Source organism: Lipingzhangella rawalii (assembly GCF_031628175.1).
Lineage (GTDB): Bacteria > Actinomycetota > Actinomycetes > Streptosporangiales > Streptosporangiaceae > Lipingzhangella_A > Lipingzhangella_A rawalii.
Genome location: NZ_JAVLVT010000003.1, coordinates 103,611 through 116,740 on the forward strand (window position 1 = coordinate 103,611; position 13,130 = coordinate 116,740).

Consider the following 13,130-nt stretch of genomic DNA (forward strand, 5'->3'; position numbering starts at 1 on the left):
CTCAACCCGCCTGGCGACGCCCTTCCACAGCCTCCATTGCCACGACGGCGGCGGACACGGTCGGATGGACGGCCACCTGACGGTGGAGGCCGACCAGGCGCAGCACCTTGTTCACCCGGTCGTTCGGCGCCGCCAGGGCGAGACCTCCGCCCTTCTCCGAGACCGTACGGTAGGCGCTGATCACTGCGTTGAGTCCACTGGAGTCCATAAACTCCAGACCGGACAGGTCGATGATGAGCCACGGGCCGTGGACGTTAACAGCCGTCTCGATGGTTCCCTGGAGGTCGTCAGCGGTCGCGATGTCGAGTTCTCCCTCGACCATCACGATCACGCTGTTGTTCTCGACCCGGGTATTCAGCCCAAGCCTGTTCACGTTGTCTCCTCCCAGCCCCGCCATTGGGGGGTCCCCTTATCGCCGTACCGGGGCGATCAACGCAGCGGACTCGTGGTACGCCGCGACCTCACAGACCTGCGCCTCCCGCGGCCCCTCCAAAGCGTGGATGAGGCGCAGAGGTCCCGCCGGGACACATCGTGTTCTGAGTGCCCGTGAGGCTTCGAATACACACCGTACTGGCTGTATCAGCATCCGGAAATGCCGATGGTTCGGTTATTTTCTCAGTCACCCGCGGTTTTGACCATGCCCGCGGACCTCGGATGATGTGTCCCGTCTGCCGGAAGCGCGGTACCACACGCGGGGCGAAGTGGACCGGCCCGCCGCCCGGGAGTAGCCCGCCGGGCTAACTGATGCCCAGAGCCCGCAGGACGCGGTTCGCGGCGGTTTGGGCCGTAAGCTCCCCACCGCGGACTCGCTCCTCCAGTTCGGGGGTGAGCTTGGCCACCTCCGGGTCGCGCTGGAGCCGGTCCAGGATCGCCTCTCGCACCGTCTGCCACAGCCAGTCCACCCGCTGCTGGGCCCGACGCTCCTCCAGCTCCCCGGTCTCGACCATCGCCTCCCGGTGCCGCTCGACGGCCTCCCACACCTCGTCCAGCCCGGTCTCCTCCTGGCCACTACAGGTGAGAACCGGAGGGTTCCAGTTCGCCTCGGCCGAGCGCACCAGCCGCAGGGCCCGGGCGAGCTGACGCGCCGCGCGTCGGGCGTCCTGCTGTTGGGGCCCGTCCGCCTTGTTCACCGCGATCACGTCGGCGAGCTCCAGGACACCGCGCTTGATGCCCTGGAGCTGGTCCCCCGTGCGGGCCAGGGTCAGGAACACGAACGTGTCCACCATGTCCGCCACGGCCACTTCGGACTGTCCCACACCAACGGTCTCCACCAGGACCACCGAGTAGCCGGCCGCCTCGACCAGCGTCATGGTCTCCCGGGTGGCGCGGGCCACGCCGCCGAGCGTGCCCGCCGTCGGGGAGGGGCGGACAAAGGCACGCTGGTCCGTGGCCAGGCGCGCCATCCGGGTCTTGTCGCCGAGAATGCTGCCGCCGCGGCGGGACGAGGACGGGTCGACCGCAAGGACCGCCACCCGGTGCCCCTGGTCCACCAGGTGGCTGCCCAGCGCGTCCACGAGAGTCGACTTGCCGACCCCGGGAACCCCGGACAGTCCGACCCGGTGTGCGCCGCCGGCGTGTGGCAACAACCGCCGCAACAGTTCCTGAGCAGCCTCGACGTGGTCCGCCCGGCGGGACTCGACCAGAGTGATCGCCCGCGCCAGGACCGTGCGGTCCCCAGAGAGCACACCCTCGGCATAGGTGTCCACATCGGGCTGCGGGCGTCGCGGAGATGGGGAGTTCACCGGTCGTGCCCCAACTCCCGCCCCAGCCGTTCCACCAGTTCCGCGGCCGCGTCCGGGATCACGGTTCCGGGGCCGAAGATCGCGGCGGCGCCGGCCTCGCGCAGTGGCTCCTCGTCCGCGGGGGGAATCACTCCTCCCGCAACGATCATGATGTCCGGCCGGTCGAGGGCGTCCAGCTCGGAACGCAGCGCAGGAACCAGCGTCAGGTGTCCGGCCGCGAGGGAGGACACCCCCACGATGTGCACGTCGGCTTCCACCGCCTGCCGTGCCACCTCGGCCGGGGTCTGGAACAGGGGACCTACATCCACGTCGAAACCCAGGTCGGCGAACGCTGTGGCGATGACCTTCTGGCCCCGGTCGTGCCCGTCCTGCCCCATCTTCGCCACCAGGATTCGAGGGCGTCGCCCCTCTGCCTCGGTGAAGTGTTCCACCTGCTGGCTGACGCTCGCGACCGTGTGGGTCTGCGTACCCTCCTGCGCGCCCGGATCGGTCGCGTTGCCCGTGTGGGCGGCTTCGTCTCGGTACACCCCCGAAATGGTATGCACCTGACCCGAGTGCCGTCCGAACACCCGCTCCAGCGCGGCGGACATTTCCCCGACCGTGGCCATGGCGCGTGCCGCGTCCACCGTCCGGGCGAGCAGGTTGTCCCGCAGATCCGCGTCGTCGCCACCCGCCGCGAAGCCGGCCTCGGCGGCCCGTTGGGCGGCCGCGGTGAGGCGCTCCAGCGCCTCCTCGGTGGCTGTGGAGTCCCGCTCGGCCCGAAGCCGTTCCAGCTTGGCGAGCTGTTCGGCCCGCACCCGGCTGTTGTCCACGGCCCGCACCTCGATGCCGGCGCTGCTGGCGTCGTGCTCCGGGCGGTAAGTGTTCACCCCGATCACCGGCTGGCGGCCCGAGTCGATGCGGGCCTGGGCACGGGTGGCGGCCTCTTCGATCCGTGCCTTCGGGATTCCGGCGTCCAGGGCCGCAGCCATCCCGCCGGCCTCCTCGACCTCCCGGAGGTGCTCCTGGGCGCGACGGGCGAGGTCGGCGGTGAGCCGTTCCACGAAAGCGCTGCCGCCCCAGGGATCGATGACCCGGCGGGTTCCGGTTTCCTGCTGCAACAGCAGCTGGGTGTCCCGAGCGATGCGTGCGGAGAAGTCCGAGGGCAGCGCCAGGGCCTCATCGAGGGCGTTGGTGTGCAGGGACTGCGTGTGGCCCTGGGTCGCGGCCATCGCCTCCACACAGGTACGGGTCACGTTGTTGAACACGTCCTGTGCGGTCAGCGACCATCCGGACGTCTGGCAGTGCGTGCGCAGGGACAACGAACGCGGCTTCTGCGCACCGTGATCCCGGACCAGCCCGGCCCACAGCAGGCGGGCGGCCCGCAGCTTGGCGACCTCCATGAAGAAATCCATGCCGATCGCCCAGAAGAACGACAGCCGGGGAGCGAAGGCGTCCACGTCCAAGCCGGCGGCGGTGCCCGCACGCAGGTACTCCACCCCGTCGGCCAGGGTGTAGGCCAGCTCCAGATCGGCCGTGGCCCCGGCCTCCTGCATGTGGTACCCGGAGATGGATATGGAGTTGAACCGCGGCATCCGCGCCGAGGTGTAGGCGAAGATATCGGAGATGATCCGCATCGAGGGCTGTGGCGGGAAGATGTAGGTATTGCGGACCATGAACTCCTTGAGGATGTCGTTCTGGATGGTCCCGGCCAGCTGTTCGGGGGCGACCCCCTGTTCCTCCGCCGCCACGATGTACAGCGCGAGCACCGGAAGTACCGCACCGTTCATGGTCATGGACACGGTCATCTGGTCCAGCGGAATCCCGTCGAACAGTTCCCGCATGTCCAGGATCGAGTCGATCGCCACCCCGGCCATACCGACGTCGCCGGTGACCCGCGGGTGGTCGGAGTCATAGCCGCGGTGGGTGGCCAGATCGAAGGCGATGGACAACCCCTTCTGGCCCGCGGCGAGGTTACGCCGGTAGAAGGCATTGGACTCCGCCGCGGTCGAGAAGCCGGAGTACTGCCGGACCGTCCACGGCTGGGTGGTGTACATGGTCGGGTACGGCCCACGCACGTACGGCGGAATTCCGGGGTAGCTGTCGACGAAGCCCAGCCCCGCCCGGTCCGCCGCCGTGTACAGGGGACGCAGCGACACACCCTCGGGGGTGGAGGTCTCCAGCGCGTCCACGCCCTTGCCCGTGGTGGCGAACACGGCCTGTTCCCATCGGGCTCGGTCGTCGGTTTCGGGGGACTCGGGGGACGCGGCGGACGCGGCGGAGGCAGCAGAGTCAGCGGAGGCGTGCTCCGCACCGCCGTGCAGCCCCACGGTCGTGAAGTCGGGGATCCGCGCCGTGCTGGACGGTTCGGGTGCCGCCGTCATGTGTCCACCCCCAGGGTTGTGTGCAGTGTGCGCAGCAGTTCGAGCGCGGCGCCCGCGGCGTGCACGTGCCCGTCCGTGTCCTCGGGTATACCCGGCCCGTCCGGGTGGCCCGCGACGAGTACCGTGTTGGCCCCGGCCGCCCGCAGTGCCGCCACGGTGTCCGTGGCGAGTTCCGCGTATGCGGCGTCGCTGCCGCACAGGCAGGCGATCCGGGTGCCACTGGCGGCGAATCCCTCCGCCGCCGCTGCCGCACTGGTCAGCTCCCCACCGGGAATGGTGTCGATTCCACCGGCAGCGAGCAGGTTCGCCACCTCGGTGGCGCGGGCCGTGTGCCCGGCCTGTGGGCCGAGCGTGGCCAGGAAGACCGCGGGCCGGTGGCCCGTGGCGGCCTGATGGTTCTCCGCCCGGTCCCGAAGTTCTTCGAAGTCCGCGGCGTAGCGGCGAAGCGGCAGGATCGCGTCCGGTGCCGTGGGTTCCGGCGCGGGGTCCCGCTCCAAGAGCGCTTCGGCGAGTTCGGGAAACGCGCTCACGCCCGTGATTGGGTCCCGGCGATGGGCGAGGTGGTCCCGGCGCTGTTCCCACACGGTGTGCACCATCTCGGTGACCTGGCCAGAGGAGAGGGCCTCGGGCATCCCGCCCGCCGCCTCGATCCGCTGCATAACCTGCCAGGCGGAGTCGGCCAGATCGCTGGTGAGCTGTTCGACGTAGCCGGAGCCACCGGCGGGGTCGATCACCCGCGCCATGCCGGACTCGTGCAGCAGCAGCGCCTGCACGTTGCGGGCGATTCGGTACCCGTCGGTGCTGGGACGGCCCAGGGCACTGTCGAACGGATGCACGGTGATGGCCGTGGCCCCACCCACGGCCGCCGCGAGGCAGGCCACGGTGGTGCGCGGAATGTTCACGTAGGGCGCGCGGCGGGTCAGCATGGCACGGGAGGTCACGGCGTGCTGCCGCATCCCGCGTTCCGACTCCGCCAATCCGCAGGCTTCGGTGACGCGGTGCCACAGAGTGCGGGCGGCGCGCAGCTTGGCGATGGTCAGGAACTGGTCGGCGCTGGCGGCGAAGCGGAACTCCAACTGGCGCGCGGCCGTGGCCAGGTCGAGACCCGCGTGGGTCAGCAGCCGCAGGTAGGTGATGCCGCTGGCCAGGGCGGCCCCCAGTTCGATCCCCTCGGACGCACCCGCGTCATGGTAGGCACGTGCGTCCACGGCAATGGTGTGTAGCTGGGGATAGCGCCGTGCATAGCCGGCTGCCAGCGCGGCCGTATCGGCCAGTTCGTGTGCCCCGGGACCGGTGGCGCCGCTCGTCGCGGCGACCGTCAGGGGGTCCAGCCCGAGGTTTCCCCGGACCGCGTCCTCGGGGAGGCCGTGGTCCGCGTAGGCCCGCAGCAGGGCCTCGGCAGCCTCGGGGGCGGCTGCACCGGCGCTCAGGGTGACCGGGGCGACGTCCAGGTCCACGTCGGTCAGGGCTGTTTCGATGCCCGTGGCGGGAATCCCGCCGGGGCCCACGGCCAGCCACACCGAGGTAACCCCGCCCTCCAGGTCGGCGCGGATCGCGTCCCGCGCGGTTTCGGCGTCCGGGTGGGCGTGCCACTGTCGGATGTCCCAGCCCTCGGTGAATCCCTGAGGGGACGCGCCCCGGGTGAACGGGGCCAATCCGGGATAGCCCGGCGGCGCACCGGGCGTGTCGTACAACGGGGCGATTTCCAGCCCGTCGTAGGTGGTGCTGGTGAGGGCCTGCTCCACCGGGCCGTCCGCGGGTGGCTCCAGGCCACCCTTACGCAGAACCCCGGTGACCAGGGAGCGCCACTCGTCCCGCGAGGGGGTAGGGAATTCAGGAAAGCCCAGGCCACTGGGGCTGTCGACCGTGTTTTCGTGCGCCCGCATACCCGAGATGGTAGGGAATCGGGTTCGGTTCGTGCACCAGCGGGGTCGGCTTGGTCGGGGTACTACCTCCGGGGGAGTTCCAGATCCCGCTGCGGAGGCACGACGTGGGCGGAAGCCACGGCCTACGGTGGAAGCACCGCAGGGCAGCATCATCCACGCCTGCGGCGGGAGCGGCACCGAGGTGGGAACGGGCGTGACAGCAGGGCGGGAGCGGCGCGCGTCCACGATGTGGGCGAGACTTCGAGCATGGGGCGCACTCGCGGGCACCGCGGTGTACGAGGCCCTGGTGCGGGGGCCGGAACTCGCCCCCGGGGAAACCGGGGGCGACCGCGGGGCACACCCACATCGGGGACGTATGGTCCTCGGCGTGTGCCGCGCGATCGCGGGAGACTCCCCCACGGCCGTCGTCGCAGTGCGCTGCGTCATGGCGGCAATGATCCTGGCCAGCGGGGTGGGAATCCTGCTGTACCTCCTGCTGTGGTTCGTCCTCCCGTCGGAGCTGACCCGGTCCGAGCCCGAGGGCCAGACGGAACGTCCCGCCGCCCATGGCCTGCTGCGTGCCACCCTCCGCTGGGCCACCGTGCTGCTGGCAAGCGGGGTCGTGGCTGCCACATCCACCCAGCAGCTGCTGATGTCGCAGGTCGCATGGCCTGCGGCCCTCGGCGGCGGCCTGCTTGTGGGCGTGCCACTCCTCTTCGTGCTGCACGCACCACTGCCGGCCTGGCGCGTCTTGGCCCTGGGCAACCTGCTGGCGGTCGTGCTGCTGGGACTCCAGGGCCCCGCCGCGGTGCCCCAGGACACCGCCTATCCCATCGCCCTGTGGCCCTGGCCGGTGACCGGGCTACTGGCTCTGGCCGTGGCGCTGTACCTGGTGGCCACGCGTCTGCCGGCGCGGGTCACCGTCGCGGTAGGGGGCCTCACGGTGTGCGGGGTGCTGCTCCCGGCAGCGGTCCTGGTGGGGACGCCCGGGTGGCAGCCGGTCTGGCTGGGGGCACTGGTCGGGGTCATCCTCGCCTACGGCCACACCGTGCGGGGGCGGCGTGCGGCCCGCCGCGACCTGGAGCGCGAAACCGAGCTGCGACGTCAGGACCAGGCCCGCCAGGCCGTACTCAAGGAGCGTTCCCGGATTGCGCGGGAGCTGCACGACGTCGTCTCGCACCACATGTCCATGATCGCGATCCAGGCGGACGCCGCCCCCTATAAGCATCCTGAACTCTCGAGCGAGGCGACGGCAACGTTCCACACACTGCGGGACACCGCACGGGAGGCGCTCGGGGAGATGCGGCGCGTGGTGGGTCTGCTGCGCGAGGACACCGAGCATGCCGAGCGCGACCCCCAGCCGGGGCTGGCGCAGCTGGAGACACTCGTCGCAGGGGTGCGGGCCGCGGGTGTGGCGGTGGATCTCCGGGTACGTTCCCCCGATGTGCCGCTGCCGGACGCCGTGGACGTCTCGGTGTACCGGATCGTGCAGGAGGCGTTGAGTAACGCGAGCCGGCACGCGCCCGGTGCCGCGGTCGAGGTGCGAGTGGAACCCGCCGGGGGGCAGCTGGTGGTATCGGTACGGAACGGGCCGGGCAGCCACGTGGACACGCCCGCGGCGCCGGATCCGGGCGGTGGACACGGCCTGGTGGGGATGCGGGAACGCGTGGTGATGCTGGGCGGGAGCCTGCGTACGGGGACGCTGCCGGACGGAGGATTCCAGGTCGTCGCCCAGCTTCCGATCACCGTGTCCACGGGGAGTGGCGGCTAGCGCATCCGGGTGGGTTGGCTAGATTGACCCACGTGACTATCACGGTTGTCGTGGCGGACGATCACGCCATGGTTCGGGACGGGATCGCCACCCTGCTGGACGCCGCCCCGGACATCGAGGTGGTGGGCCAGGCCGCGGATGGCGCCGAGGCCGTGGAACTGGTGCGTGAGCATCGCCCGGACGTGGTGGTGATGGACGTGCGGATGCCGGTGATGGACGGGCTCACGGCGACGCGGCGCATCACCGAGCTGGATGGTTCCACTGCGCCCGCACCCACCCGCGTTGTCGTACTGACCACGTTTGACCTGGACGAGTATGTCTACGATGCCCTTGCCGCGGGGGCCAGTGGCTTTCTGCTGAAGGACGCCCCCATGGAGGAGCTCCGTTCGGCGGTACAGGTCGTCGCGAACGGCGACGCGCTACTGGCGCCGGCGGTCACCCGCCGGGTCATCGCGGAGATCGCCAGTCGGCGTAGGCAGCGCAGCACGGTCGCGAACCCCGCTGCGGTGACCCAGCTGACCGCTCGAGAAGTCGACGTTCTGCGCCAGATCGCCCGCGGTCGTTCCAATGCCGAGATCGCGGCGGAACTGTACCTGGCGGAGCAGACCGTCAAGACCCACGTCGGGCGGATTCTCACGAAGCTGGATCTGCGGGACCGCACCCAGGCGGTCGTGTTTGCCTACGAGAACGGGCTGGTGTCCGGCGGGTCCGGGTAGGTGCCGGGGCCGCACCGTAACCCTGCACCCCCGTCGGCCTGGTTGTGCGTGCTCCTATTGGCCTTCGAGAGCTGGTGGATCGCGTTGATGCCCAGTTCGCTGGCCACCACCTGGGCATCGTTGCGGGTCTCGCCGTCGGTGCTGCGTTGGCCGAGTGCCGGCGCCGTGGGTCACCCACCGGTGGCTCGCCGTGCCCGCACTCCAGCCCGGAGCCGGGCGCGCTGCGCCTCGTCCCGCGCCGCAAGCGCCGCCGTGTGCGCGAGTGCGCGTGCCCCGTCGCACACGGCCTGGTCGGCTGAGGGGCTGGCACAGGCGTCGGTGAACTCCGGCTGGTGATTGACGGCGGTACCGCTGTCGATGTGGATGGTCGGGTGGATCGAGGGCAACACCTGGCTGACGTTGCCCATGTCGGTGCTACCCAGGGGCGGGTCTGGCTCCTCGGCCGGGTGGGCCGGGGTGCGTCCGGTGGTGTGGATCGCCGTATGGTAGGCCCGCGCCAGCCACGCGTCTGGGGTGAGGTTCGCATACGGCGGGGAGGGCTGGTGGAGCGCGAGTTCGGCCCCGCTGGCCAGGGCACCGGCCTGGAAGCAGGCGTGCATGCGGTCGTAGAGGCGCTGGAGGGCCTCGGCGTCGGGGGCTCGCAGTAGGTACTCCGCCGCGGTGTGTGCGGGAATCACGTTGCTGGCGGTGCCTCCTGCCGTGGTGAAACCGTGCACCTGTTGCCCCGGTTCCAGCTGTTGACGGGCCAGACCGATCGCGGCCTGCGCGACGGTCATCGCATCGGCCGCGTTGACGCCCAGGTGGGGTGCCATCGCCGCGTGCGACTCCCGACCGGTATAGGTCACCGTGATGTCGGTGCACGCCAGGGACGTGGGGGCACAGCGCTCGTCGGGTCCGGGGTGCACCATCATGGCCATGGCGACGTCGTCGAACACGCCGGCGTCCAGCATGAGCTGTTTGCCGCCGCCCTGTTCCTCGGCCGGGGTGCCCACGACCCGCACCGTGATGTCGAGGTCGGTGGCCAGATCCCGCAGGGCCAGGGCCGCGCCGGTGGAGGCCGCGGCGATGATGTTGTGCCCGCAGGCATGCCCGATCTCCGGGAGGGCGTCGTATTCGGCGCACAGAGCGACCACCAGGTCCGAGGTGCCGACACTGGCGGTGAACGCCGTATCCAGGCCGGCCACACCCGGCTCTACCTCGAATCCTGCCTCGGCCAGCACTTCGGTCACCTTGCGGGCGCTGCGGTACTCGGCGAAGGCCAGTTCCGGTTCGGCGTGGATGTCGTGCGAGAGCTGGACCAGAGTATCGCGGTACCGCTGTACCTGGGTGGTGATGTGCTGGACGTCGGTCTGGGGGAGGATCATGCGGGTACGGTACCGTCCGTTGTCTCGTCGGTGCTGGGGCGGCTCCGTGGTGGTCTGGGCAGCTTCTGGCCTGGTCAGATTTCCTTCGCTGCGGCGTGCAGCCCCGCGGTTGCCGCATCCAGCTTGGCGTCGTCAATGTCGAGGTGCAGCACGAGCCGCACCAGGTCCGACCCGAGGGCCACGGCACGCACTCCCTGGGTTTCCAGTGCCGCTACCAGCTGCTGGGCGGAGTCCGCCGGGGTGGTGACCAGCACCATGTTGGTTCGTGCGACCGCGCTGAGCTGCGTGTTGTCGGTTACGAACCGCGCGAGTCGCTCGGCACGGTCGTGGTCCTGCACCAGCCGGCTGCGGTGCTGGTGTAGTGCGTGCCGGGCGCCGGCGGCCAGAACCCCGACCTGCCGCATCGCCCCACCCAGCAGCTTGCGGGCTCTCCGGGCCTGGGCGATGGTGGCCGCGTCCCCCGCGAGCGCGGAGCCGACCGGGGCGCCGAGGCCTTTGGAGAAGCAAACCGAGACCGTGTCGAAACCGGCTGCCACGGCTGCCGGTTCCTGGTCCAGAGCAACGGCGGCGTTCCACAGCCGCGCTCCGTCCAGGTGGGTGCGCAGCCCGTGTTCGTGGGCGAACGCGGTGGCGCGCCGCTGCTCCTCCAGGGGCACCACGCGTCCGGTCAGGGTGTTTTCCATGCACAGCAGGCTGGGCCGTGCCCGGTGGATGTCCTCGGTTCCGGTGGCCCAGCGGTGCAGCACGTCCGCGGGTGGAACCCCGTCGGGGCTGTCGAAGGTGCGTGGCAGCACCCGGGACAGGACCGAGGCGGCCCCCTGCTCGTTGCCCAGGATGTGTGCCTGTTGTGGCGCCCAGATCTCCGCACCGCTGCGGGTGTGCACATAGACCGCGATCTGGTTGCCCATGTGTCCGGACGGAACGAAGACAGCGGCTTCCTTGCCCAGCAGGTCCGCGGTCTCGGTCTCCAGGTCGGCGACGGTGGGGTCCTCGCCGAAGACGTCGTCGCCCACCTCTGCCGCTGCGATGGCGGAGCGCATTTCGGGGGTGGGACGGGTGACGGTGTCGGAGCGCAGGTCGATCACGGTGGCGCTACCTCCGGAAACTAGGAGACGCTCGTCATCCTACGAATCCGGTAGTGGTATCGGGACACGTGGTGGAACCCGGCCTGCACGTACAGCTCCAGTGCGGCCCTGTTGACGCTCTCCACCGCGAGGTAGGCCCGGCTCGCCTGCCGCGCATGCCCCCAGGCCAGGAGCGCGGACAGCACCTGTCGCGCCAGCCCCTGACGGCGGGCCCTCTCCTCGGTGGCCAAGGCGTAGATTCCCACTGTGCCCGCGCTGGGCGCGTGGACCGCACACCCACGGGCGCGGCCGGAGGCGTGCACCGCATAACCCACGTCTGCTGGTGCGAGGATTCGTGCGGTGATTGCCGCCGACTCCGCGGTGACCCCCAGTGGCTCGTTCAGGGCGTCCCAGCGGGCGTCGGGTGTGTCCCGGATCTCAACATCGGGCTGAGGCCGGTGGTGGGGGGTAGTGTCGCGCGCCAGCAGTACCGTCGTGCCACAGGTCTCGAATCCCGCTGCGGCCAGTCGTTGGTCCAGGTGCTGCTGGCCTGGGCCCACTTGGACACAGGGAGTGTGGCCACGCGTGGTGTAGTGCTCGATCACCGGCTCGATCGGGGCAGCGTCGTGGATGGCGCGCGCCGAATTGGCGCGTCGGGACGTACCACCGCTGGTCCCCAGGTGCCATCCGTCCCGTTCCACAAGGTGGAGTGCGGGCCAGTCTGTGGCCAGGCGTTGCCACCACCACGTGTCCATGAATCCTCCTCGACCGTCCCAGACGGGCCGTTCCGGCATCGCGGGATCGCTGCCCGGACCGATGGAGTTTAGGGGAAGGGCGGGGCCGCCAGCACCGTGTTTCTGTGGCTCCGGGGTTTCTGTGCTGGCGCGCTGCGGTGTATCCGCGGGCACGGGCGGTGGGGGAGCGGTGCGGGGCGGGCCCCGCGGACTCCAGCGCCTCCCGGTATCCGTCAGACTGGGAGGGGAACGGACATGCCGCCCCGGCGGTAGGGCTGAGGGGTGCCGGGACGGCCGCACAAGGACGCGCAGACAGCAGGACCCAGGCAGGTGCCGGACGTGGATGGCCAGGACCGGGAAGTAGGGGCAGGCGGGTGCCGCGAGGGGTGCGGTGCCGGTGCTGGTCCCGCGGTGTGCGCCGCCCCCACTGCCGGTATGGTCCGCGCCATCCGGCCATGTGGGGCCAGGTGCCACGAACTGGGTTCTCGGTGATACTGCGGGGAGGGACATCCGGCCGTGTGACGGCCCTGGCGATGATGGCGGTGGCAAGTGCCCGAGTACGAGTTCGTGTTCATCGTGGAGGGCCTCGTCGAGGACGACGTGGCCGCTACCCGCCGACTGCGGGCCGAGTTGGGCGCACGGGTCTGGAGGAGCGGCGAGCTGTGCCGGCTTCAGGTTCGTTGGACCGGTCCGGACCCGGTGGCGGCCGTTGGTTCCTTCGCGACTCATGTCGCCCAGGTGGTGTCCCGGGTGCGGTTGGCCCGGTTGGACCGTGACCTGGTGCGGGTCGCCGATATCGCGTCTCGGGTGGGAGTCCCCGTGGACACCGTCGCGGAGTGGATCGCCAGTCCGAACCCGGAGGGGGAAGTCTTTCCACAGCCTGAGGGTGACGTGGCGGAAGAGCGCGTGTGGCTGTGGGCGGAGGTCAACCAGTGGCTCGCCGGCTTCGGCTTGGATGACGGGCGTCGTCGCCCCAGCCGCGCGGACATGGCCGAGATTGAATGGCGACTCCAGCGGCGCAAGCTCACGGAGTTGACCGTGCGGGCCACCCCGGAGAGTGGGCCGAATCTCGCGCAGGTGTTGGAGCGGGCCCTACGGTCCCCGGACTTCGTGGACTATCTCGTGTCCCGGGACCAGGTCCGTGACGTCAACGGGCGCTACACGATCGTGGCGTGCGCTCCCGACGAGGCGGCGACCACCGTGTTCCGGCGACTGCGGGGCGCACGTCATCCCGTGGTCCTGGCCATGACGGAGGGTGATGTGCGCGCCGTGGAGATGACCCCGATCAGCGAGCGTCCCGCCGATGTCGTAGAGCTGGTGCGGGAGATGACCGCACGGGACTGGTTCGGTCTGATCCGGCTCAGCCCCGGCCAGAGCTACGGACTGCGGGAGGATTCCGAGACCGGGGCGATGCGTGCGGACGGGATGCTGGACATGACCGGGCAGGAGCTGGACGAGGGTGGACTGCCCGCGGACTAGGACGGATGAGGAACGAGTCGCCCCGGCACGGC

General features: G+C 70.5%; 10 protein-coding genes. 3 read left to right on the forward strand and 7 right to left on the reverse strand.

Annotated elements, in window-relative coordinates:
• Position 1: 1 nt before the first annotated feature.
• From RIF23_RS07290 to RIF23_RS07305, 4 genes are all read right to left on the reverse strand, one after another.
• Complete coding sequence (locus RIF23_RS07290; RefSeq protein WP_310911640.1) at positions 2-373, reverse strand: STAS domain-containing protein; 372 nt, start codon at positions 371-373, stop codon at positions 2-4.
• A 364-nt stretch (positions 374-737) separates the two neighbouring features.
• The gene (meaB, locus tag RIF23_RS07295; protein WP_310911641.1) at positions 738-1,742 is read right to left on the reverse strand and encodes a methylmalonyl Co-A mutase-associated GTPase MeaB; all 1,005 of its coding nucleotides are present in this window, start codon (positions 1,740-1,742) and stop codon (positions 738-740) included.
• Complete coding sequence (scpA, locus tag RIF23_RS07300) at positions 1,739-4,105, reverse strand: methylmalonyl-CoA mutase (RefSeq protein WP_310911642.1); 2,367 nt, start codon at positions 4,103-4,105, stop codon at positions 1,739-1,741. Before scpA ends, meaB begins: the two co-directional genes overlap by 4 nt.
• Positions 4,102-5,991, reverse strand: coding sequence for a methylmalonyl-CoA mutase family protein (locus tag RIF23_RS07305; protein ID WP_310911643.1), 1,890 nt, complete (start codon positions 5,989-5,991; stop codon positions 4,102-4,104). The genes scpA and RIF23_RS07305 overlap by 4 nt, the downstream gene beginning before the upstream one ends.
• Positions 5,992-6,184: 193 nt before the next feature.
• On the opposite strand from RIF23_RS07305, the gene RIF23_RS07310 reads away from it, so the two are divergent.
• Together RIF23_RS07310 and RIF23_RS07315 are read left to right on the forward strand one after the other, a co-directional pair.
• Positions 6,185-7,741 carry a sensor histidine kinase gene (locus RIF23_RS07310; RefSeq protein ID WP_310911644.1) on the forward strand — a complete coding sequence of 519 codons (1,557 nt, stop codon included), beginning with the start codon at positions 6,185-6,187 and terminating at the stop codon, positions 7,739-7,741.
• Positions 7,742-7,773: 32 nt separating this feature from the next.
• Positions 7,774-8,457, forward strand: a complete 684-nt coding sequence (locus tag RIF23_RS07315) for a response regulator transcription factor (protein ID WP_310911645.1) — start codon at positions 7,774-7,776, stop codon at positions 8,455-8,457.
• A 170-nt stretch (positions 8,458-8,627) separates the two neighbouring features.
• On the opposite strand, the gene RIF23_RS07320 is transcribed toward RIF23_RS07315, so the two are convergent.
• The 3 genes from RIF23_RS07320 to RIF23_RS07330 all read right to left on the reverse strand — a co-directional run bounded on the left by RIF23_RS07320 (position 8,628) and on the right by RIF23_RS07330 (position 11,640).
• On the reverse strand, positions 8,628-9,821 hold the full coding sequence (locus RIF23_RS07320) for an amidohydrolase (RefSeq protein WP_310911646.1): 1,194 nt from the start codon (positions 9,819-9,821) through the stop codon (positions 8,628-8,630).
• 74 nt (positions 9,822-9,895) lie between these two features.
• Entirely contained in the window at positions 9,896-10,906 is a 1,011-nt protein-coding gene (locus RIF23_RS07325; RefSeq protein ID WP_310911647.1) for a threonine aldolase family protein, read from the reverse strand.
• 20 nt (positions 10,907-10,926) lie between these two features.
• Positions 10,927-11,640 (reverse strand): GNAT family N-acetyltransferase, encoded by a 714-nt coding sequence (locus tag RIF23_RS07330; RefSeq protein WP_310911648.1) that lies wholly within the window; start codon positions 11,638-11,640, stop codon positions 10,927-10,929.
• 528 nt (positions 11,641-12,168) lie between these two features.
• Here RIF23_RS07330 and RIF23_RS07335 point away from each other — a divergent pair.
• Entirely contained in the window at positions 12,169-13,098 is a 930-nt protein-coding gene (locus RIF23_RS07335) for a hypothetical protein (RefSeq protein WP_310911649.1), read from the forward strand.
• Positions 13,099-13,130: the final 32 nt, after the last annotated feature.

Bases quoted from the DNA above. Each gene is read 5' to 3' on its own strand.
- RIF23_RS07305 (WP_310911643.1), bottom strand. From the start codon at position 5,991: ATGCGGGCGCACGAAAACACGGTCGACAGCCCCAGTGGCCTGGGCTTT.
- RIF23_RS07320 (WP_310911646.1), bottom strand. From the start codon at position 9,821: ATGATCCTCCCCCAGACCGACGTCCAGCACATCACCACCCAGGTACAG.
- scpA (WP_310911642.1), bottom strand. From the start codon at position 4,105: ATGACGGCGGCACCCGAACCGTCCAGCACGGCGCGGATCCCCGACTTC.
- RIF23_RS07330 (WP_310911648.1), bottom strand. From the start codon at position 11,640: ATGGACACGTGGTGGTGGCAACGCCTGGCCACAGACTGGCCCGCACTC.